The organism is Promicromonospora noduliphila (genome assembly GCF_056951025.1).
In genome coordinates this window covers 1,179,219-1,199,497 of the sequence record NZ_CM167806.1, presented here as the reverse complement: position 1 = coordinate 1,199,497, position 20,279 = coordinate 1,179,219, and the positions used below count along the sequence as shown (strand labels likewise).

Here is a 20,279-nt window from a genome sequence, read left to right as displayed (position 1 = left end):
GCACACCCATGACGAACCCACCCGCCGACACCCGGCGCACACACCAGCGGGCACACCCCGGTGTGCGGCCCACGGCCGGCGACCGGCTGCGGGGCCTGGCCGCCACGATCCTGCTCCTGCTACTCGTGGCCGGGACCCCGGTCTTCCTGGAGCTGGCCCGCCACCAGCTGCTTGTCGGCCTGGGGTGGGACGACCTGGGGCTGGTCCTGACCAGCCCAGCCTCCGGCACCCTGGTCTGGGTCCTGGTCGGGGCGGTGGTCTGGGCCGCGTGGGCCTACCTCACCCTCACCGTCGCCCTGGAACTGGCCGCCGCGACCGGCCGCATCCACCCGCCCCGGGCGTCCCGGCTCCCGCGCGGCCTGGCGCGACGGCTGGTGACCACCGCGTCCCTCCTGTTCGCCGTCTCCGTCCCGCCGGCACTGGCCGACGTGCCCGCCACCGGCGTCACCGTCTCCTCGCACACCACCACACCGCACACCACCGCACCAGACACCGACGCTCCCGCGGCGACGCCCCTGACCAGTCACGACAGTGCGCCCGCGCCCCGCGCACCCGGTGGAGGCGCACCACACCCGGAGTCGGCTGGGGCGGGCGAACACCCTCTCACCACGTCCTCCCCGGCCCGGGCGAACACGGTGGAGTACACGGTGGTTGAGGATGACAGCCTCTGGTCCATCGCGCAGGAACAGCTCGGTGACCCCCTGCGGTTCACCGAGATCCGGAACCTCAACCAGGATGTCCTTTCCGGCCGGCCCCACCTCCTCCTCCCGGGCACGGTCCTGCGCCTGCCCGCGCCCACCGACCCCGGCGCCGCCGCGCCCGTGTCCGACGCCGAACCGGCCGCACACCAGACGAGCCCAGGAGACGAACCTGAAGCCACGGTTTACGTGGTCCGCGACGGTGACACGCTGTCCCAGATCGCACTGGACGAGCTCGGAGACGCCGACCGGTACCCCGACATCGCCCGCGCCTCGGCCGACACCGTCCAGCCGGACGGTGACCGGCTGGACGATCCCGACCACATCCGACCCGGCTGGCACCTGACCATCCCCGCCCCGGCCACGACAACCCCCAGCGACACCCCGCCTCCGCCGCGACCCGAGACCGGGACCGACGCCGAGCCAGGGCCGGACAGCTCGCGCACACCCGCGCACACCGCCAACCAGCCACACGACCGCGACACCGAGCAGACCCGCCCACCCGCCTCTGGCCCAGCCGACGCCGGTCCGGCCGCGCCGAGCACCGACACGGGCGACGAGCCGACGACGAGCCCCACGCGCGAGCCTTCCGAACCCGAACAGGCCGAGCCGACCACTGCCCCTGGCCACGACGCACCGACACCGGCCGACCCCACCCCGACCGCACACCAGGGTGTGCACGACACCCCCAGCCCCAGGGCGACCGACGCCCCACCGCACACCTCGCCCGGCACACCGCACACCAACCCCTGGGCCCCGAGCTCCACCGCCGCGCCCACGCCGCACACCACCGGGCAGCAGAACGTCGCTCCCGACGACGCACGAGAAGAGCAGGAGGACGCTGTCGGTGTCACGGGACCGGCCTGGCTCCTGCCTGGGCTGGCCGGGGCCGGCGCCATGCTGGCTGCGGGCCTGTTGGTCGCCCTGCGCCGGCACCGCGCCACCCAGTGGCGCTACCGGCCACCCGGCCATCCCATCACCCCCGCACCCCAGGACACCGTCCCTGTCGAGCGGACCATCCATGTCACCGGCCCGTTCCGGGTAGGCGACATCGAGGCACTCGATCGGCTGCTGCGTGCCCTGGCCGGGCCACGCCTGGACGACCCGGACGACTCGCCCGGCGCCCGGCCGCAGCTGGTCGCCGTCGAGCTCACCGACACGCACGCCATCGCATACCTCGCGGCGCCGGTGGACCTGCCGCTGCCCTGGGTCGGCACCGGTACGACCTGGTCCGCCCCGTTGTCCGCCGCGCCCTCGGAGGTCGAGGACCGGTTGGCACCGTACCCGCTGCTGGTCAGCGTCGGCATGGACCAGTACGGGCATACCTGGCTGCTGGACCTCGAGCAGGCCCGGGCCGTGACCGTAACCGGTGACCCCGAAGCGGTCGCGTCGTTCGGCCGGTACGTCACCGCCGAACTCCTGCTGCACTCCTGGGCCGAGAACACCACGCTGCACGCCCTGGCGACCGGGTGGCAGGTTGCCGGGCTGTCTGACGTCCGCCACCACCACGACCGCGCCGACGACTACGACACCCTCGCGTGCGTGACCGAGGTCGACGACGCCGTCGGCGAAGCCCGCCGGACGCCCGTGCAGGGCCGGGACTGGTACCACGCCGTCATCGCCACCACCGGCATCGGACCGACCACCCGGTCCGCCCTGCACGGCCTGGTCACCGCCCTGCTAGCCGAACCGGGACGCGCCGGGGCCGCGGTCATCACCCTGGTCCCCGTCACCGACGGCGCACCCGAGGTCGCCGCACAGCCCGTGCCCGCCGGGCTCGTCCTGGAGATCGATGGTGGGCGGCTGCGCGCGCCCGAGCTCGGCTGGGACCTGGCCGCCGTCGGCCTCACCGAACAGGAGCTGGCCGCCTCGGTCGCCATCGTCGAGGTAACCCGCGCCACCACCCCCTCGGCCGCGACGCTGGATCCAGCCGAACAGGTCGCCGCTGAGAAACCCCACACGGACAGCTCGCACATCAACGAGTCGGACGCGGCGGACGCCAGCCCGACCGAGGCCACCTCCATCGTGGCCGCGCCCGGAGAGCCGGTACCCGCCGACCCGCACCCGACAGCCGTGCAACCGGTCGAACCGCGACCCGCTGACCCGGGGGCACCGGCCGGCCCGTGGTCGCTTCTGCCCGCCCCGACCACCGCCTACGTCGAGGCTGCCGCCACGACGGCCGAGGACGTCGCGGCCCTGGCACCCGTCGCCTCTGCCGAGGCCGCCCGGGCTGCTTACGAGGTCGACCCGGACCTGGACCGGGACGTGGCGGCGTGGCTCGACCCGGAGACCCATCGCCGGGCGCGCCTGATGCTGCTGGGCCCGGTCACGGCGACCGCGTACGGCGAGTTCACCGCGGTCGCCCGGCTCAAGGCCCTGCACGTCGAAGCCCTCGCCTACCTCGCGCTGCACCCCGGCGGCACCACCGGCGCGCAGCTGGCCGAGGACTTCGCCGTCAAACCCGGCCGCGCCCGCAGCCTGGTCGCCGGGGTCCGGGCCTGGCTCGGGACCGACCCGGTCACCGGCAGGCCGTACGTGCCCGACGCGAAACAGACCGCCGCATTCACCGCCACGGGCAAGCCCGCCTACCAGGTCGACGGGCTGCTGGTCGACGTCGACCTGTTCCAGCGCCTGCACGCCCGCGCCAAGGCCCGCGGCGCCGACGGATTCGAGGACCTGGTCACCGCCCTGAGGCTCGTGCAGGGCCGCCCGTTCGACAAGACCCGCGCCCGCGGCTGGACCTGGCTGTTCGAAGGCAACCGGCTGGACCACACCATGGCCGCCGCGATCGGCGACGTCGCCCACCTGGTCTGCACCCGTGCCCTGGCCGAGGACGACCACGACCAGGCCCGGTGGGCCGCCCAGGTCGGCATCCAAGCCAACCCTGAGGACGAGACCTCACGCCTGGACGACATCACCATCCAGTACCTGACCGGGCACGCCGAGCTGGCCCGCAAACGCCTCGCCGAGGAGATCTACGACCGCACCGACGACGAATGGCCACCCCCCGGCCCACCCGACCGCACCCGCCAGATCACCACCCGGCACGGCATGACCCCCGGCCCATCGCGCCGCCCGCGCCCGAAGGCATGAACCGTTCGTCCCGCGCCGGTGACTCACGAACGCCGGCGGGCGAGGGCGCGTCTGAGGAGCACCGGCAAGGAGACAGCTATTTGGCGTGGTCGCCGTCGGACGGCGCCCGAGCCGGTCAGTCGTGCGCGGGGTGGCGGCTCGCCACCGTCGCCGGTGCCATGTCAAGCCAGGTGTCGAGGGTCGGCCGCGAGATGCCCGCCTCTCGAGCAATCGCGGTCTTGGTCCATCGGCGGGCCGAGTAGGCGCCGAGCGCCAGAGCGCGGCGGGTGTGCTGGGTGGTGTCATTGCTGCGGGGTCGTCCCCCGGTGGGTGAAGGCTTGTCCAGATCGACAGCATCGGTCAGGTCCCACGCGAACACCGACCACCACGCGCCTGCGGCGTACATGTCCAGGAGCCTGGGGTGCTGCAACAGGCGCCTGGCATACGCAGCAGCGGTTGCGGCCTCTTCTCGAGTGTGAGGGTCGGCGACCAGCCACTTTGCCAACAGCGGTCCGTATTCGTCCTGAGGACGGGACCCGCCTCCCATGTGCCGCAGCTGCCCGGCGAGGGTGTATCGCGTGGCGGTGCTACGCGGAGGGAGCTCCGCGGAAGCCTCGACCAACACCGGGGCCCAGGCCGGGGCCTGCCCGTCGTGGACCTGGTCCTGGTCCAGGAGGTCGGTGCCCCACAGGCGCAGCAGATGCGCGCCGAACACCCCGGCGTGCCGTACGGTCTGGCCGGCGTCGTCGAGGTCGACCAGGCGTGCAGCGACATCCCGTAGAGGGTCGGGCAGGGTCACTACGGTCTTGGTATGCACGACCCCGGCCAGCGACCGTAGCGGATCAAGGTACATGTCGGGGACGTCAGCGCTCATGCCGTCGCCCCAGCAGATCCAGTGGCCGGCACGGCTCTCCGACAGCTGGGTGGTAGTCCGACGCGACGATCAGTCATCGACGACGTCCAGGTCCGCCAGGTACAGGCCCTGCGCAACCGCCCAGTCGGCCGAGCCGCGCTCCCCTTGTGCGTCCGCTGCCGCCCAGGAATCGAGCAGGTCCTGCACCTGGCGCTGGGCGACAAGATCCCGGCTCCGACCGGCCGCTATCAGCGCGACGCCGGTGTGGTCGAAGCCGTCGACGTGCGTCATACCGGTCGACCAAGACTCGACCGCGTTCCCGGCGCTGTCGAACGCCCGCGTGACCTCGGGCGGCGTGCTGTTGAGCGTACGAGCGATCCGGCGCGCGGCCGTGGTGACAGCGTCCATCGTGGCTCCCTGTGAGGTTCGGTCCACCGACACAAACCTTACATCCACCATTTGTCATCGTAAAGTTTCTCACCCGCACACTTCCTCGGGCACCGGCCTCGCACCGCCGCACACCCTGGTGCGGCCCGTCGCTTCCCGCCTGGAGAGCACGAATCGGGGCGGCCCGGGCCACGAGCTGGCCGACGAGCTGGTGAGCACATCCTGACCTGCGCAGACGCCCTGCACACCCGGGGTGTGCAGGCCGGTGGGTGTGCCTGAAAGGGTGCGTTCGATCGTCATGGTCGAGCCATGGACACCACGCATGGACCCGACCTGGCGCTACTGGCGGCCCTGCGTCGCGCCGTCGGCGCGGGCGGCACCGCCGAGGCGGCACGAGAGCTCGCGGGTGCGGGCGTGCCGGTCCTGCCCTGCGTCCAGGGCAGCACCCGGCCGCTAAACCAGCGCGGGCCGGGTGCCGCCTCGGTGGACCCGGACCGGGTGGCGTGGTGGTGGTCGCGCTATCCGTCGACCAACCTCGCGGTCCCGACCGGCTCGGCCTCCGGGCTGGACGTGCTCGAGCTCCACCCTGGTCCTGGCCCCAGGTCGGGCTTCGGTGCGCTCCGGCGGGCCATGCGCGCGGGGCTGGTGCCCGCGCCTGGTCTGATGGTCGCCACACCGTCCGGCGGGCTGCACCTGTTCTTCCCCCACCCGTCCGACACAGCCCACAGGTCCTGGAGTGCGCCGGGGTCCGGGATCGGGTTTCACGGCGACGGTGGGTACGTCGTGCTGCCGCCCTCGCTCGTGCAGCGACCCGACGGGGCAGTGGCGCGGTACCGCCCGATCGGACCCAGTCCGGCCGCACCGGCCCCGGTCGACATCGCCGCCCTTCACCGCTTCCTGGACCCGGCCACGTCCCGCGTGCGCCTCGCGGCCCGTGCACCAGCACCCGCCGGCACGCCGGAGCCAGCACGCGCGTCTGGCGCGGCCGTCGACTCTGGCCGCACCGCGGTCTCGCACTCCGCTGCCACCAGCCCTGGCGGTGCGCGGCCCATGTCTCGTCCCGACCCCGGCGGCGTGGACCGTCGGCCTTCTGAGGTGGTGAGCCTGTGAACCCGCAATCGCCTTACCCACAGCGCGACGGGCACCGTGGTCCGCACCGTGGTCCTGGGCCGCGTTCCGGGCCGGCTCCGCACAAGGCCCCGGCTCCGTCGCCGACCACGAGCCCGGGCGCGTACTCCGACCAGTCCCGCGCCAAGGCCGCACAGCGCAAGGCACCGGCCGCCAAGCCGCAGGACCGGCAGGTCGTGTGGGTCCGGGCCGGGGACCTGCCTTCCCTGTTGACCGGTCGGCTGCTGGTGCGCGGGGTGGATCTGCACGCCGCGCTGGTGCGCCGGGTCCTGGACCGCCCCACCGCCGCAGCCAAGAAAGCCGCAGCGACCGCGACCAGGAAGGCGGTCGGCACCGCCAGGCGACTGGTCACCCCCACCCGCGCACCGCGGCCAGCCACCCCAGACTCTGCCCAGCACCCCCAGGCCCGGTCTGGGACCCGGGACCCGGGACGGGAGCGAGGTAGAAGGCCACAGCACGGCACCGAAGGGATGGGCTTCTGATGAGCACCACCACGCTACCGACCCAGAGCCCAACCGGCCCCACGACGTCGTCCTCCGCCGACCCGGTGGTGGGGGTGGGCGATGTCGACGAGTCCGGGGAGCCGTGGTTCGCCACGGGTGAGGGGTTGCGGGTTCTGCTGATCCGCCTGCACATCGACGGCAAGAACGGCAAGGCCGCCTGGTCCACCGACCCGGAGGCGACCCGGTTGCTCGAGTACTGCATGAGCAAGTACGCGGGGATGGCGGTCAAGTACCGGCAGACGCCGCAGGACGCCGCCTACGCGGCGTTCGAGGTGCTGCGCACCGCGGCCGCTGTGGAGGCCGAGGATCCGTGGGGTGTGGTGACGCGGGCGGTGCAGCTGTCGCTGATGGCCGAGGACCGGGCCAACGGGCTGCTGTGTGACCAGTCCCGTGCCCGCCGGCTGCTGACCTCCGACCAGCACGACGCGACCCGGTTCAGCGACTACGAGCTGGACGGCGCCCGCTCCATCGACACACTGCCCGTCGCCGACGCCGTCGAGACGGTCACGGTCGACCCGGCCGTGCTGGACCACCTGGAGGCCACCGAGGTCACCACGTCGCGGCCGTCGCAGGTCGCGCCGGTCGAGGCAGCCACCGCCCTGGACATCGCGGCCAAGGTCCTGGCCGGTTTCGGCTGGGACCCGGGCGAGGCGCGCGCGTGCCTGGAGTACATCACCGAACGGCTGGCCATCTCCGGGGACACGGCCCGGGCGTTCGAGTACCTGCGGCGGGACAAGACCCCGTTGGGCCGGTTCGATCTGCAGCTGCGGCAGTGGACCGCGCTGTGCGCGGTCGTGCTCGGCCACCCGCACCATCCCGCTCTGGCCGTCCGGGACGGGCTGCTGGCCCGGTTGATGCGCGGGCAGCGCACCACCGAGCTCCTGGCCGACGACCGCCTGGTGCGCGCGCTGCTGGCCGCCAGCCCCACCCACCGGGCGGGCCCTGACCGGTCGCCTACTTCGGCCGGTCTGGGTCGGCCTGTGCTGCGGGTGGTGCGCGATGCCTGAGTCGCCTCAGCAGGATGCGGCCGAGGGACTGCTGCGCCTGGATGTGGCCGTCGACTCGATCGTCGTCGGGGACCGGCACCGCCAAGACCTCGGCGACATCGACGCGCTGGCCGCATCGATCGACCAGCTCGGGCTGCTGCAGCCGATCACCGTGACCCCGGACATGGTCCTGGTGTGCGGGTACCGGCGCCTGGTCGCGATCCAGCGCCTGGGCTGGGCCACCACCCGCCCGTGGGTGCGGCGCGGGATCTCCGACCGGCTGCAGGAACTGCTGGCCGAACGCGACGAGGAACAACTACGCAAGCCACTCGATGATGTGGAGGCGGCGCGCCTGTACCGGGAGATCAAGCAGCTCCTGGCCGAGGACGCCGCCCGCCGGCAGGCCGCCGCCCGGTTCGGCGCCGACCAGGCCACCGCACCCGGGGACAGCGTAGCGACGAACAGAGTCGCGACGGTTCACAACGGCGGGGACAAAGTGGACATCGACGGTGGTGGCAAATTGCCACCACCGCACGACCTGCGAGAACGCTCCAGGGCCCAGGCAGCGCGCATGGTGACCGGGAAGGCGTCCTACAAGCGCCTGGACCGCATCGCGGCCCTGTCGGACATCGCCAACGACCCCACGCGCCCCGACCGGATCCGGGCCATGGCTGCCGATGCCCTGGAGCAGGTCCGGGGCGGGGCGTCGGTGTTCCCGCTGTACGACCGGGTCAAGGCCGAGCTCGCCGCGATCGACCCGACGGCGCAGGCGGTGGAGCCGGTCGGGCAGGACGAGGTCGACCAGGTCGTGGCCGCCGCCGTCCAACGCGTCACCCAGCCCGCCCAGGCCGGCCCCGATGCCAGCCCCGCCACCGGCACCGGCGGCGACGGCGGACCCGAGGCCCGTGGGAGCGGCGGGGCGGTGCTGAAGCGGCGGCATTCGTTGCGGGCGTGGGCGCTGCTGTGGCAGGGCCTGGACCGGTGGTGGGAGCACTACGACCCCCTGGACGTCGGTGCCGGTGCCGACGAGGCCGACTGGGTCGTCTTCGAGAACGTCCTGGACCAGACCTCACGGTTCGCCGCGGCCGCACGGGCCGCACGGGACCAGGCCCAGGCGGCACGCCGCGACCGGACGGAGGCCTGACATGCCCACACCGACCAGCCAGAGGCCAACGGGCCCGACACCACTGCAACTCTCCTTGCGGGGGGTGGTGCCGCGGGTGCTGTTCTGGGTCGCCCGGCACCGGATCTGGACCGGGGCGATCGTGCTCCTGGTCGCCGTCGTCCTGGCCACGACCCTCCGGCTCGTGTCTGGGGGTACTGGTGCCGGTCCTACCGGCACCGAACCGTCGCCGTCGAGCCCGCCCGCGGCCGGCACGCTCGCACCGTCGGTCGGGCCAGGGGCCACACCGGACCCGACCATGGCGCCCTCGGGTGGCGGGGTCGTGGAGTCGTCGGACCCGGACGCGTTCACCCGGTCGGTGGCCCTGGCGGTGTTCACCTGGGACACCACCCGGACCAGCCTGCCCGACCTGACCGAGCAGCTCCTTCAGGTGGCTGACCCCACGGGGGAGCAGACGCCGGGGCTGCTGGCCGACCTGCGCACCTACCTGCCCACCACGGACGCCTGGTCGCACCTGGGCCAGTACCAGACTCGGCAGTGGATCCAGATCACCGACCTGCGCCAGCCGGCCGCGTGGGAGGACGCGCTCGCGCAGGCGCCACCCGGGTCGGTCGCGGCGGGGACGACGGCGCGCACGGTGACCGGGGTGCGGCACCGCGCCGGGACCTGGGACGGCCAGGAGGTCACCGCGGCCTCGCCGGTGCGGTTCACGGTGTTCCTGGTCTGCGCCCCCACCCACCAGACCTGCCGGCTGCTGCGGCTGTCCACACCAGGGCTGGCCCTGCTGTGAGCCCAGCGATGAGAGCCGAGCGGTGAGAGGCCGGGTGCCGTGATGCGCGTGCTGATGATCGCCGTCGTGCTGGTGGTGCTGTTCGGACCGGCCACCGCCCTGACCGCCTACGCCCTGCTCACCCCCACCACCGGGTGCGGGCCAGAGAGTGCAGGTACGGGTGTGGGGCCGGTCGGGCCGGTGCCGGACGAGCTCGTGACCAGGACGAGCGACGGGGTGGTGGTGCGGCTGGACCGGGTCCAGCTGGGGCACGCCGCCACGATCATCACCACCGGGACCCGCACGGCGGGTGTGGGGCGGGACGGGATCCTGGTCGCACTGATGGCGGCGCTGACCGAGTCAGGGCTGCGGATGCTGGCCAACCCGGGCGCCTACCCCGACTCGACCGGCTACCCGCACGACGGGACCGGGTCGGACCACGACTCACTCGGGTTGTTCCAGATGCGCCCGGCGGCCGGGTGGGGCACCGTCGCCCAGCTCATGGACCCGGCCTACCAAGCCGCCGCGTTCTACGGCGGGCCGACCGGACCCAACCAGGGCTCACCGGCCGGGCTGCTCGACATCCCCGACTGGCAGCACCTGCCCCCAGGGGCCGCGGCGCAGGCGGTGGAGGTCTCGGCCTTCCCCGACCGGTACGCCACGTACGAGCCCGTCGCCCGCACCATCCTCGAACGGCTCACTACCACACGCACGGGCACGGGTGCCGGGTCGACGCCGGGTGGGAACGCGGGTGGGGGGCGGGTGCCGGTGGTGTCGTCGCGGGTGGTGTTCCCGCTCCCGGCCGGCACCTGGACCCGCACCTCCGGCTTCGGCATGCGCACCAACCCGGTCACCGGCCTACGGACCTTGCATGCGGGGGTCGACTACGCGGCCCCGGCCGGTACCCCGGTGCTCGCTCTGGCCGACGGCGTGGTCGCTTCCGTCCAGACCAGCCTGTCCGGGGGCAACATGATCGTCCTGGACCACACCATCACCGGCCCCGATGGTGTGCACCGGGTGGGGTCGGCGTACCTGCACCTGGCCGACGGCACCATCGCCGTCACCCTCGGCGACACCGTAGTCGCCGGGACCCAGATCGCCCAGGTCGGCTCCACCGGGCGCTCGACCGGGCCGCACTTGCACCTGGAGATCCGGGCCGGCGGCCCCGAGGGCACCCCGGAAAACCCAGAACCCTGGCTGGACCGCCACTCCCCCACCACGCTCGACGGCGCCTCCATTGTGCCCGCCACCGGTGACTGCCCGACCGGCCCCGCGGGGGCGGGCTCATGACCCCGGGCACGGCACCCCTGGCAGCCGCCGCCCGCACGGGGGTGGTGGGTGGGGTGGGGCCGGACTTCGGGGCGGTGGCCGGCTCTGGCCTGTTCCCGGTCCTGGGCGCCTTCCTGACGATCGTGCTGGTGGTCGCGGTGGCGATGGTCGTGATCTGCGGGTTCGTGTGGGCGCTCGGCTCGGCCGTGGGCAGCTGGCAGGTCACCGCCAAGGCCCGCATCGGAGTCCTGGCCGGGCTGGCCGGCGCCGTGCTGGCCGGTGCCGGGGTGGCCTGGATGAACTGGCTCATCGACCTCGGCCACACCCTCTAACCCCGCACGCTCTAGCCCCGCACCTTCGAGCCCCACGGGCTCACCCCCGTGTGACCCCCACGGCGGCACCACGTCTTCGGGCTTTCGGGTCTTCGGGTTCGGGCCATGGGGTTGGTGGTGCACCTGTCGCGCGCTCAAGCCCACCGCGCACAGGGAGAACCGCCATGTTGCACCACCTGTCCAACGGCCTGCACACCGCAACTCACATCACGCACGCCGCGGTCGAGTACGCCGCCGTCCTGGCCACCAGCCTCACCACCTCGCTCACGACCTCGCTCACCAGCGGGTTGGGTGCCGATATCGACATCAGCCCGAACCGCAGAGGCCTCCCGGGCATCCCGCAGCTGGAGCGCATCGTCGGCGCGGTGATGACCATCGGCCTGGTCCTGGCCGTGGTGGCCCTGATCATCGCGGCGGTGATCTGGGCTTTTGGTGCCAACAGCTCCAACCCGCACCTGGCCTCCCGGGGCAAGACCGGGATCCTGGTCGCGGCCGGTGCCGGGGTGGTGTGCGGGGCCGCGGTCGCCCTGGTCGAGTGGGGCTGGGGCCTGGGGCAGCAGATCTGATGGACGTCTGCTCTGTAGGGATCCATCGAAGGTGTCACTCAGCGCGGTGTACTTGTCACCTAGTTGTCCCTCGAGCGCTGCACTTGTCATGGTTATGAACGTCTGATCAACACGCGAATGTACGCGAGATCGGCGAGCGGGCGCAGTTCCGCGAATGCTGTACGCGAGATTCAAGACGGCCGCAACCAGGCCTTAAAGTTCGCGTACACGATCGATATGCTCCCAGGTCGTGGGAGAGTCTGACGCGAACGGCCAGGACACCGGGGGCACCCTTCGTGCGGTCGTGCTCGTAATCGGGCTCGTTCTTGCTGGAGCAATCGCGGCCTGGACGCTCGTGGACATCTGGAGGCTCGCCCACCCGTCCGGTCAAGGGACGGTCTGCCCACTGATCTACCCAGCGCCGCCTGGGTGCTGGCCACAGGGCCGCTTCACACCAGCGTTCGTTTCCGCGGTCGTCGTCTCGCTGGGCTATAGCGTAGTGACGTTCCTCCTGCTGACTGCCGGCCGACGCCGGCTCTTCGTGGCGGTGTGGGCACTTGGTGGGCTGGCGATCCTCGGCGTCCTCGCCAGCCAGTTCGTCACGTGGGGCGGCGTGCCGGGTTGAGTCGAGCTTTGTCGCTTGGATGCCGTCGGGCAGGCACCGTCCGCGGGGTGCAGGAGCACAGTGCGTCGACCGGCGAGCCCTGGCTCCGCGGAACGTGGATTCCTTCGCGACCGTCTGACACTCGGCCCGGTCAGGTTCGGCCGACCGTAGAACAATGCGGCCCGGCGCCCGGCGCCCGGCGCCCGGCGCTCAGCCGCAGGGAGCAGGCAGCCTTCGGGACGACCCCTGGTACTGGATGCGGGGGACGCCTGCTCCCTGCGCGTGAAGTCGGTGGTGATTGCGCGACCGCGGGGTCCGGGGGAAGTTACGTTTGAGACGCGACGTGGATGACGGCGGGAACCACCCAGGTCAGCGGTCGGGCCAGCTCGCTGCTGCACCGGCCACGGCCCGCACGTCGTGGACCTGCCGACCCTCATTTCAGCGTGCGACGGCCGCACCTTCCCGCTTGCCGAGCAGTCGTGCTGATTGCCGCAGCAGCATGGAGGCGCCGAGTACGGTGTGGCCAGCCATGATGGGGTAGATCGCCCAGCGTTCGAACAGTCCGATGTTCCATTCGATGCCGGCGCGGACGTCCACCATGAACAGGACGAAGCCGATCAGGCCGATGATGCCGAGAGTCGTCAGAGCCCTGCCGCGAGTGCGGTCGAGCCCGAGGTGCCGAGCAGACAGGCCGACGAGCAGCGCGAAGACGTTGCCACTGACGATGACGGTCTGCGCGCCGAGGAAGTGGAACACGGCGAGCCCGTTGGCGGCGTTCTCGTTGGAGCCGTGGACCAGGCCCACGAGTGCCACCCCGACACCGGAGAGCACCGCGAGCAGCGTCAACGCCAGGGGGTGCCAGCCCTTGCGCTGATCGAACAGGAGGGCGGTGCCAGCGATCAGGACGACGCCGTAGACCACCCACCCGGTGTTCATGACCCAGGCCAGCGGGGAGTCGGCGGTCTGCCCGAACGCGGTCTCGCGTTCGGGAAGGCCGAGGTGGCTGACCCAGTTGTACAGGGGCGCGTAGCGGGGGTTGGTCCACGCGGCGGCGGTGACGAGCTCGGCGGCCCAGCTCACCAGCGGGCCGAGCAGCAGCAGAAGGGCGCCGATTCGAGCGGCCACAGGCCCGGTACGCACGATGGTCATGGTGCTCACGCTTTCAGTGCCATGCCGGGAATGCGGGCGCGGATGGCGTCCAGCTCGGCCTCGTCGGAGATGCCCTGGAAGTCGTACCGGGGCGTGTACGGCCCTTCGAGTGCGCGGACCTCGTCGTCGGTGAGGTCGAGGTCGAGAGATGCCACGGCGTCGTCGATTTGCCCCACCGTGCCGGCGCCCACCAGGGGTGCGGTGACGACGGGCTGGCGATGCAGCCAGGCCAGGGCAACCTGTGCGCGGCTCACCCCGCGGGCCTGGGCGACGGATCCCACCGCGTCGATGATCGCGCGGTTGGAGGCCTCCTGTGCGGGCGTGTAGAGCTGGTCGGCGAACGCGCCGTCTGTCTCGGCGCGGTAGGTGGCGTTGGCCTGGTCCCACGGGCGTGCGAGACGACCGCGAGCCAGGGGGCTCCAGACGACGGTGCCGACACCCTCGTCGAAGCACAGCGGGATCATCTCGCGCTCCTCCTCGCGGGCCAGGAGGTTGTAGTGGTCCTGCATCGAGACGAAGCTGGCCCAGCCGTTGGCCTTCTGCAGGTGCAGCGCCTTGGCCAGCTCCCAGGCGTGCATCGAGGAGGCACCCAGGTAGCGCACCTTGCCGGCCTTGACGAGGTCGCTCAGCGCTTCGAGCGTCTCCTCCAGCGGGGTGGCGGGGTCGTTGCGGTGGACCTGGTACAGGTCGATGTAGTCGGTACCCAGGCGCCGTAGCGAGTGGTCGACCTCGGTCATGATCGCCTTGCGCGACAGTCCCCTGCCGTTCGGTCCGGGCCGCATGGGGTGGCGCAGCTTGGTCGCGATGACGACGTCGTCGCGGTCCGCGAAGTCGGCCAGCGCCCTGCCGAGGATCTCCTCGCTCGAACCGTTGGAGTACATGTTGGCGGTGTCGAAGAAGTTGATGCCGGCCTCGAGCGCGTGCTTGATCAGCGGGCGCGCCCGCTCCTCACCGAGCGACCAGACGGGGTGTCCCCGGTCGGGTTCGCCGTAGGTCATGGCTCCGATCGCGACCGGGGACACGTCCAGGCCGGTGGTGCCCAGCTTTGTGTAACGCACGGTACTTGCCTCCTGCTAGGGTGGAACTCGCGGAGAGTTCTCCGCGGCTAGATCGAAACTAGCGGAGAACTCTCCGGGAGTCAACGGGAGGAGATCGTCCGTGCCTGACAAGTCGGCCGCGACGTACGGGACCCAGCGCAAGGCCGCCGCGCACAACCGCGCGCAGATCCTCGAGGTCGCCCACGAACTGTTCGCCGAGAACCCGGCGACGTCGATGAACGAGGTGGCCAAGCGGGCCGGCGTCGGCGCGGGCACGCTCTACCGCCACTTCCCCACGCGGGAGGCGCTGATCCTCGCGGTGTACCGGCACGACGTCGAGAAGCTGGTCGCGGCGGTGGACGGCCTGCTGGCGGAACGCTCCGCCAGGGACGCCTTTGTCGAGTGGTTCGAGACCCTCGCCGCCTACATCCGCGTCAAGCACGGCCTAGGCGAGGCGCTGCACAATGCCGCGATCCAGGACGCGATCAACGAGACCTACGCCCCGGTCACCGCCGCCGTCGGCAAGCTGCTCGAGGCCTGTGTCGCCGAGGGCACGGTCCGACCGGGCCTCGACCCCGGCGACGTCCTGCTCCTGATGGGCTTCCTGTGGCGCGTCGCGCCCGACGACGGCGGCGTGGCTCAGGGACGCCGGCTGACGGCGATGGTCTTCGACGGCATCACAGCACCCGAGACGTCCCGCTGACGACCGAGAGCTGAGCCCCGCCGCCGCTCGGTCCGGAACGTCGCGACGCGGGAGCGGTCAGTACCGGGCGCCGGAGACCTGAGCGGCGAGACCGTCGAGTGCGGCGAGGTCGTCCGGGGTGAGCTCGAGGTCGAGGGCAGCCGCGTTCTGCTCGATCCACTTCACTCGCTTGGTGCCGGGGATCGGGACGACCGGGGTGCCGAGCCTGGCGCCCTGTGCGGCGACCCAGGCGATGGCGACCTGGCCGGCGGTGGCCCCCTTGGCCTCTGCGATCCGCGTGACCGCGTCGGCGATCGCCTGGTTGGCGGCGGCGTTGTCGTCGCTGAACCGGGCCAGTCGGCGCCGACCGTCATTGGCCGCCAGTGCGGCGGTGTCGACGGTTCCGGTCAGGAAGCCGCGGCCGAGCGGGCTGTAGGCGACCAGTCCGACGCCGAGTTCCCTTGCCGCTTCGGCGACGGTGGACTCCGGGTCGCGGGTCCACAACGAGTACTCGCTCTGCACCGCCGCGATCGGGTGGATCGCGTATGCGGCCCGGAGCTGCTCGCCGGTGACCTCGGAGAGGCCGATCGCGCGGATCTTGCCCTCGGTCACGAGCTCGGCCATCGCGCCGACCGAGTCCTCCAGCGGCACCTCGGGGCTCACCCGGTGCAGGTAGTACAGGTCGATGACATCGGTGCCGAGCCGCAGCAGCGAGGCGTCCGCGGCGGCCTTGATGTAGTCCGGGTCGTTCCTGACCACGACCTTGCCCCGGCCGGTCGTGAAGTCCATGCCGGCCTTGGTGGCGATCGTGACGCCGTCGCGCCCGGTGCTGCTGCCGGCGACGGCACGCCCGACGAGGACCTCGTTGTGCCCGCTGCCATAGGCGTTGGCAGTGTCGATGTGGGTCACGCCCAGCTCGATCGCCCGCTGGACGGTGGCCACCGACTCGTCCCAGTCCGCCGCGCCGTACACGGAGCTCATGCCCATGCAGCCCAGGCCCTCCGCGGAGACGGTCAGGTCACCCAGCCGTACCTGCTTCATGATGCTGTTCCTCTCGTTCCCGTTCATTCGACGTCGTGATGACGACGACTACGACGATGCCCCGCGCGGAACCGGGCAGGCAGTGCCGAGATCTTCCTAGGAGAATCAGGGACAGCCACCGGCCTCCGTGCGCGGTCTACCGTGGAGACATGCCTTCCGAGACTCCGCGTCGCCCCAACGCCTTGGGCGAGTTTCTGCGGGCTCACCGTGATCGGTTGCGGCCCGAGGATGTCGGGATCACCAGCGTCGGTCACCGCCGCACGCCGGGCCTTCGGCGCGAAGAGGTCGCGATGCTGGCGGGGATCAGCACCGACTACTACCTGCGCCTGGAGCAGGGGCGTGACCGCACCCCGTCGGTCCAGGTGCTCGAGTCTCTCGCACGTGTCCTGCAGCTCGACGAGGATCAGACCGCCTACCTCCTTGCTCTCACTCGCCCCAAGCCGCGGCGGCGCCCCCGGTCGGCTCGTGCCGAGAAGGTGCCGACCGGAGCCCTGCTGCTCCTCGACGGCCTGCCCATGCCTGCGTTCGTGCAGAGCCGCTATCTCGATGTGCTCGCCGCGAATGCGATGGCGCGGGCGCTCTCGCCCGGCATGCGTCCTGGCGTGAATCGTCTTCGTGCTGCGCTTCTCGACCCGAGCGAGGCGGATCTGCACGTGGACTGGGAGAACGCCACTGCCGCGGCCATCGGTCAGCTGCGGGCGACGATGGGGGCGGAGTCCGACGACCCTCGCATGGTCGAGCTCGTCGGTGAGCTGTCGATGAAGAGTGAGCTGTTCCGGCGGATGTGGGCGCGCCAGGAGGTCGTGCGTCCCGCCGGTGGCCTGGCACGGCTGCGCCATCCCGAGGTCGGTGAGCTGGCCCTGCATCGCGAGAAGCTCGCCGTCGCCGGCACTGACGGGCAGGTGCTGGTGCTCTACCACGCCGAGCCGGGGACGGCGTCCGCGGACGCGCTCGCGCTGCTGGGCAGCGTCGCGGCGACGAAGGCCCCGTCCGGTCAGGCCGAGACCGGTGCCGCCGGGGCGAGGTGAGCTTCGAAGAAGCCGGTCAGCTTGTCTATGGCTGGGCCGACGTGTTCCGGCTTGTCGTAGAGGGAGACGTGGCTGGCACCCTCAATCCAGTGCAACTCCTTGGGCTCTCGCGCGCCCGCGAAGGCCTCGGTTCCCATGTGCTTGGTGACTGCCTCGGTGCCGAGGATGATCAGGAGCGGCCGCGGGGCGATCAGGTGGATGAAGCGGAACGGGTCGAAGGTCGCGATGCGGTCGATGCTTGACCAGGTGAACTCCTTGGCCGAGCGCGGGTGCTGCGCACGGTCGGTGCAGTAGTACTCGAAGCCCTCGAAGCCGTGCTGGCCGCCCATCGCCCGGGCTTCCTCGGCCGTGTCGGGGAAGATCGGGAAGGTCCCGACGCCCTCACCATGTGCCTCCGCGGTGCGGGCCGCGCCGGCGGCGTCGAGCATGGCCTGGATGACGGACGGGGCCTGCGTGCCGTCGGCGCCCTCGCGGAACTGTCGGCTGATGTCGGCGCCGCTGACGGTCGCCAGGGCCTTGACACGGTGGTCACCGGCGACGGCGGGGACCGCGTAACCGCCCGAGGCACAGATGCCGAGGATGCCGATGCGGTCCGCGTCGACCTCGGTGCGGGTGGTAAGGAACGACACCGCGGACTTGAGGTCCTCGACGCGCTGCGCCGGGTCCTCCAGGCCGCGCGGCGTCCCGCCGCTCTCGCCCTGGTAGGCGGCGTCGAAGGCGAGGGCCGCGAAGCCGCGGTCGGCGAGCTTCTGCGCGTACAGACCGGCGGCCTGCTCCTTGACGCCGCTGGCGGGGTGGCCGACCACGACGGCCGGCAGCGGCCCGGTGGCATCCATATCGACGAGCGAGTCGGGGAGGTAGAGGTGGCCGGCGATCGTGATGCCGGCGCTGTCGAACGTGACGTCTGTTCTGGTCATGCCTCCAGGTTCCGCGCTGCGGTGCTCGCCCAACAGCGGCGGGTTCCTGCCTGGGAAGGAACCTGCCCTCCCACACGGTGACGGCCCATGCGCAGAATGGTGGGCATGGCAACATCCCGTGACCCCGGCGAGCTGGGCGCGTTCCTCCGGGCCCGGCGCGCGGACCTCGACCCGCACGAGTTCGGCTTCGACGACGGGTCGCGGCGCAAGGTCCCCGGGCTGCGCCGGGAAGAGGTCGCGCGGCTCGCGGCGATCAGCGTCGACTACTACGTCCGGCTCGAGCAGGGACGCGTCCAGGCATCCGCGGCGGTGCTCTCCACGCTCGCCCGCGCGCTGCGCCTGGACGACGACCAGCAGGCCTATCTCTACGCGATCGCCGGCAAGAGCGACGCGCGGCCTCGACGCCGGCGTCGGGCGCAGCAGCCTCGGCCGGCCATGCGGCGCCTGCTCGCCCAGCTCACGGGCACGCCCGCGATCGTGCTCGGCAGACGCATGGACGTGATCGCCTGGAACGCCGCAGCCGCCGCGCTCTACCTCGACTTCGGTCAGGTGCCCTCGGCGCAGCGCAACTACGTGCGCCTCGTCTTCACAAACCCGGTACTGCGCGCGCTGCATCGGGAGTGGGAACACGACGCCCGCGATGCCGTGGCGGCGCTGCGCATGGAGGCGGCGGGAGACCCCGACGATCCCGAGCTCGCCCGCCTCGTCGGGGAGCTCGCCGTGCAGGACGAGGACTTCCGCACTTGGTGGGCCGAGCGCCGCGTCAACAGCGCCAGCTACGGCACCAAGCACTACCACCATGCGGTCGTCGGCGACCTCACCCTCGACTGCGACACCTGGACGAGCCCGGACGGGTCCGGTCAGCGACTGATGGTCCTCACCGCCGAGCCAGGCAGCCCCTCGGACCACGCGCTGCGGATCCTGTCGTCCTGGACCGCACCCGACTCCGGCTCTCCGGACGGTTCCGACTCCGTGCCCGCCGCCGGCTCCGAGGCATCCGCATGAGCGGATGGGGCAGCGCACAGCTGCAGGCCCTCGCGGCGGAGTTCTCGCTGCGTCTGGCGGTGGGCGCGGACGGGTTCGACGGGCCGAACGTCGAGATCGGCATGGTGGTCGTGGACGAGGTGTGCTTCGTACGCGCCCAGCGCGGTACCGCCTCCCAGTGGTATCGCGCCGCCGTGCAGGGCGGACGCGGCGCCATCCGGGCCGCGGACGCCGAGATCGAGGTTCGGATCGCGCCCGCTGGCACGTCGCTGGCGGACCGGATCGACGCGGCCTATCGCACCAAGTACGGATCACTCGCGTCCTTCGCGGCGGGCCCCCGCGTGCGCGAGGCGACACTGGCGATCATGCCGGCGTGAACCGGCCGCTCACCTGGCCGTTCAACTGGCCTGAGTAGTCGGCATCACGACGACCTCCTGCAGGTTCACGTGCGCCGGGCGAGCGACCAGGAAGGCGACCACCTCGGCGATGTCCTCCCCCGTCAGTACGGTGCGGGCCTCGTTCGACGCGGCCATGTGGGCACGGACGCCGTCATGAGTGACGTGGTCGATCAGCTCGGTGTCCACGCCGCCGGGTGCGACGTCGGCGACCCGCACGCCCTTCGCGCCCAGTTCCATCCGGAGGTGCCGGCTCAGATGGGCGACGAACGCCTTCGAGGCGGAGTACACGGCGAACTCCGGGAACAGGTTCTGCGCGGCGATCGAGGAGGTGTTGACCAGGTCGGCCGGCGGACCTGCCTGAGCGGTCGCGACGAGCTGGTCCACGAACGCGCCGATGGTCGCCACGGCACCGCGGACGTTCACGTCGATCTGCGTCGCCCACTCGTCCTCGCGGTGCTCGAGGATCGGGTTGGGCAGCATGATCCCGGCGTTGTTGAACACGATGCTCGCTACGCCGAGCTCGTCCTTCACCCGGGCGGCCGCGGCCTTCACCGCATCGGAGTCGGTGACATCGACTGGGATCGCGACTGCGGTACCGCCAGCGGCGCGGATATCGGCGGCGAGGGATTCGAGCCGGTCTGCCCGGCGCGCCAGGAGCGCAACGGGTGCTCCGCGCGCCGCGAGCAGGCGGGCGGTCGCCTCGCCCATCCCGGAGGATGCGCCCGTGACGACCGCGACACGGCCGGAGAGATCGAGGGTGAGAGCCATGAGAAT

At 71.9% G+C, this 20,279-nt stretch carries 20 protein-coding genes; 13 read left to right on the top strand and 7 right to left on the bottom strand.

Features of this window, described 5'->3' with window-relative positions; genetic code table 11:
* The first annotated feature begins 8 nt into the window (after positions 1–8).
* The gene (locus tag AC0QU1_RS05205; RefSeq protein WP_483574905.1) at positions 9–3,791 is read left to right on the top strand and encodes a LysM peptidoglycan-binding domain-containing protein; all 3,783 of its coding nucleotides are present in this window, start codon (positions 9–11) and stop codon (positions 3,789–3,791) included.
* A 115-nt stretch (positions 3,792–3,906) separates the two neighbouring features.
* Here AC0QU1_RS05205 and AC0QU1_RS05200 read toward each other — a convergent pair whose 3' ends face one another.
* Both AC0QU1_RS05200 and AC0QU1_RS05195 read right to left on the bottom strand, forming a co-directional pair.
* Entirely contained in the window at positions 3,907–4,644 is a 738-nt protein-coding gene (locus AC0QU1_RS05200) for a hypothetical protein (protein WP_483574903.1), read from the bottom strand.
* A 69-nt stretch (positions 4,645–4,713) separates the two neighbouring features.
* Positions 4,714–5,031 (bottom strand): hypothetical protein, encoded by a 318-nt coding sequence (locus AC0QU1_RS05195; protein WP_483574902.1) that lies wholly within the window; start codon positions 5,029–5,031, stop codon positions 4,714–4,716.
* Positions 5,032–5,319: 288 nt separating this feature from the next.
* On the opposite strand from AC0QU1_RS05195, the gene AC0QU1_RS05190 reads away from it, so the two are divergent.
* The 8 genes from AC0QU1_RS05190 to AC0QU1_RS05155 all read left to right on the top strand — a co-directional run bounded on the left by AC0QU1_RS05190 (position 5,320) and on the right by AC0QU1_RS05155 (position 12,290).
* A complete protein-coding gene (locus tag AC0QU1_RS05190) occupies positions 5,320–6,120 on the top strand; it encodes a bifunctional DNA primase/polymerase (RefSeq protein ID WP_483574900.1) in 801 nt (266 codons plus the stop codon).
* Between the two features lie 499 nt (positions 6,121–6,619).
* Entirely contained in the window at positions 6,620–7,648 is a 1,029-nt protein-coding gene (locus tag AC0QU1_RS05185) for a hypothetical protein (protein WP_483574898.1), read from the top strand.
* Complete coding sequence (locus AC0QU1_RS05180; RefSeq protein ID WP_483574897.1) at positions 7,641–8,771, top strand: ParB N-terminal domain-containing protein; 1,131 nt, start codon at positions 7,641–7,643, stop codon at positions 8,769–8,771. The genes AC0QU1_RS05185 and AC0QU1_RS05180 overlap by 8 nt, the downstream gene beginning before the upstream one ends.
* Before the next feature lie 76 nt (positions 8,772–8,847).
* Entirely contained in the window at positions 8,848–9,540 is a 693-nt protein-coding gene (locus AC0QU1_RS05175; protein WP_483574895.1) for a hypothetical protein, read from the top strand.
* Between the two features lie 42 nt (positions 9,541–9,582).
* A complete protein-coding gene (locus tag AC0QU1_RS05170; protein ID WP_483574893.1) occupies positions 9,583–10,809 on the top strand; it encodes a M23 family metallopeptidase in 1,227 nt (408 codons plus the stop codon).
* On the top strand, positions 10,806–11,120 hold the full coding sequence (locus AC0QU1_RS05165; protein ID WP_483574891.1) for a DUF6112 family protein: 315 nt from the start codon (positions 10,806–10,808) through the stop codon (positions 11,118–11,120). The genes AC0QU1_RS05170 and AC0QU1_RS05165 overlap by 4 nt, the downstream gene beginning before the upstream one ends.
* Positions 11,121–11,359: 239 nt before the next feature.
* Complete coding sequence (locus AC0QU1_RS05160) at positions 11,360–11,686, top strand: DUF6112 family protein (RefSeq protein WP_483576631.1); 327 nt, start codon at positions 11,360–11,362, stop codon at positions 11,684–11,686.
* Between the two features lie 229 nt (positions 11,687–11,915).
* The gene (locus AC0QU1_RS05155; protein WP_483574889.1) at positions 11,916–12,290 is read left to right on the top strand and encodes a hypothetical protein; all 375 of its coding nucleotides are present in this window, start codon (positions 11,916–11,918) and stop codon (positions 12,288–12,290) included.
* 417 nt (positions 12,291–12,707) lie between these two features.
* Here the strand turns inward: AC0QU1_RS05155 and AC0QU1_RS05150 are convergent, their stop codons facing one another.
* Positions 12,708–13,418, bottom strand: a complete 711-nt coding sequence (locus tag AC0QU1_RS05150) for a DUF998 domain-containing protein (protein ID WP_483574887.1) — start codon at positions 13,416–13,418, stop codon at positions 12,708–12,710.
* A gap of 5 nt (positions 13,419–13,423) precedes the next feature.
* Positions 13,424–14,476 carry an aldo/keto reductase gene (locus AC0QU1_RS05145; RefSeq protein WP_483574885.1) on the bottom strand — a complete coding sequence of 351 codons (1,053 nt, stop codon included), beginning with the start codon at positions 14,474–14,476 and terminating at the stop codon, positions 13,424–13,426.
* 100 nt (positions 14,477–14,576) lie between these two features.
* Here AC0QU1_RS05145 and AC0QU1_RS05140 point away from each other — a divergent pair, with 100 nt between their 5' ends.
* Positions 14,577–15,158 carry a TetR/AcrR family transcriptional regulator gene (locus AC0QU1_RS05140; RefSeq protein ID WP_483574883.1) on the top strand — a complete coding sequence of 194 codons (582 nt, stop codon included), beginning with the start codon at positions 14,577–14,579 and terminating at the stop codon, positions 15,156–15,158.
* A 57-nt stretch (positions 15,159–15,215) separates the two neighbouring features.
* Here AC0QU1_RS05140 and AC0QU1_RS05135 read toward each other — a convergent pair whose 3' ends face one another.
* Positions 15,216–16,178, bottom strand: a complete 963-nt coding sequence (locus AC0QU1_RS05135; protein WP_483574881.1) for an aldo/keto reductase — start codon at positions 16,176–16,178, stop codon at positions 15,216–15,218.
* Positions 16,179–16,327: 149 nt separating this feature from the next.
* Between AC0QU1_RS05135 and AC0QU1_RS05130 the strand changes: the two genes are divergently transcribed.
* Positions 16,328–17,206: a helix-turn-helix transcriptional regulator gene (locus tag AC0QU1_RS05130; protein ID WP_483574879.1), complete on the top strand. Its 879-nt coding sequence runs from the start codon at positions 16,328–16,330 to the stop codon at positions 17,204–17,206.
* Here AC0QU1_RS05130 and AC0QU1_RS05125 read toward each other — a convergent pair.
* A complete protein-coding gene (locus tag AC0QU1_RS05125) occupies positions 17,173–18,123 on the bottom strand; it encodes an alpha/beta hydrolase (RefSeq protein WP_483574878.1) in 951 nt (316 codons plus the stop codon). The genes AC0QU1_RS05130 and AC0QU1_RS05125 overlap by 34 nt on opposite strands.
* A 105-nt stretch (positions 18,124–18,228) precedes the next feature.
* Between AC0QU1_RS05125 and AC0QU1_RS05120 the strand changes: the two genes are divergently transcribed.
* Complete coding sequence (locus tag AC0QU1_RS05120; protein ID WP_483574876.1) at positions 18,229–19,128, top strand: helix-turn-helix domain-containing protein; 900 nt, start codon at positions 18,229–18,231, stop codon at positions 19,126–19,128.
* Positions 19,125–19,484 carry a DUF2255 family protein gene (locus AC0QU1_RS05115; protein WP_483574874.1) on the top strand — a complete coding sequence of 120 codons (360 nt, stop codon included), beginning with the start codon at positions 19,125–19,127 and terminating at the stop codon, positions 19,482–19,484. The genes AC0QU1_RS05120 and AC0QU1_RS05115 overlap by 4 nt, the downstream gene beginning before the upstream one ends.
* 21 nt (positions 19,485–19,505) lie before the next feature.
* On the opposite strand, the gene AC0QU1_RS05110 is transcribed toward AC0QU1_RS05115, so the two are convergent.
* Positions 19,506–20,273, bottom strand: a complete 768-nt coding sequence (locus AC0QU1_RS05110; RefSeq protein ID WP_483574872.1) for an SDR family oxidoreductase — start codon at positions 20,271–20,273, stop codon at positions 19,506–19,508.
* Positions 20,274–20,279 lie beyond the last annotated feature (6 nt).

Excerpts from the sequence above, each read along its gene's own strand:
- AC0QU1_RS05190 (WP_483574900.1), top strand. The coding sequence starts at position 5,320 with ATGGACACCACGCATGGACCCGACCTGGCGCTACTGGCGGCCCTGCGT.
- AC0QU1_RS05115 (WP_483574874.1), top strand. The coding sequence starts at position 19,125 with ATGAGCGGATGGGGCAGCGCACAGCTGCAGGCCCTCGCGGCGGAGTTC.
- AC0QU1_RS05130 (WP_483574879.1), top strand. The coding sequence starts at position 16,328 with ATGCCTTCCGAGACTCCGCGTCGCCCCAACGCCTTGGGCGAGTTTCTG.
- AC0QU1_RS05170 (WP_483574893.1), top strand. The coding sequence starts at position 9,583 with ATGCGCGTGCTGATGATCGCCGTCGTGCTGGTGGTGCTGTTCGGACCG.
- AC0QU1_RS05110 (WP_483574872.1), bottom strand. The coding sequence starts at position 20,273 with ATGGCTCTCACCCTCGATCTCTCCGGCCGTGTCGCGGTCGTCACGGGC.
- AC0QU1_RS05150 (WP_483574887.1), bottom strand. The coding sequence starts at position 13,418 with ATGACCATCGTGCGTACCGGGCCTGTGGCCGCTCGAATCGGCGCCCTT.
- AC0QU1_RS05125 (WP_483574878.1), bottom strand. The coding sequence starts at position 18,123 with ATGACCAGAACAGACGTCACGTTCGACAGCGCCGGCATCACGATCGCC.
- AC0QU1_RS05165 (WP_483574891.1), top strand. The coding sequence starts at position 10,806 with ATGACCCCGGGCACGGCACCCCTGGCAGCCGCCGCCCGCACGGGGGTG.
- AC0QU1_RS05185 (WP_483574898.1), top strand. The coding sequence starts at position 6,620 with ATGAGCACCACCACGCTACCGACCCAGAGCCCAACCGGCCCCACGACG.
- AC0QU1_RS05195 (WP_483574902.1), bottom strand. The coding sequence starts at position 5,031 with ATGGACGCTGTCACCACGGCCGCGCGCCGGATCGCTCGTACGCTCAAC.
- AC0QU1_RS05120 (WP_483574876.1), top strand. The coding sequence starts at position 18,229 with ATGGCAACATCCCGTGACCCCGGCGAGCTGGGCGCGTTCCTCCGGGCC.
- AC0QU1_RS05205 (WP_483574905.1), top strand. The coding sequence starts at position 9 with ATGACGAACCCACCCGCCGACACCCGGCGCACACACCAGCGGGCACAC.
- AC0QU1_RS05135 (WP_483574881.1), bottom strand. The coding sequence starts at position 16,178 with ATGAAGCAGGTACGGCTGGGTGACCTGACCGTCTCCGCGGAGGGCCTG.
- AC0QU1_RS05180 (WP_483574897.1), top strand. The coding sequence starts at position 7,641 with ATGCCTGAGTCGCCTCAGCAGGATGCGGCCGAGGGACTGCTGCGCCTG.
- AC0QU1_RS05200 (WP_483574903.1), bottom strand. The coding sequence starts at position 4,644 with ATGAGCGCTGACGTCCCCGACATGTACCTTGATCCGCTACGGTCGCTG.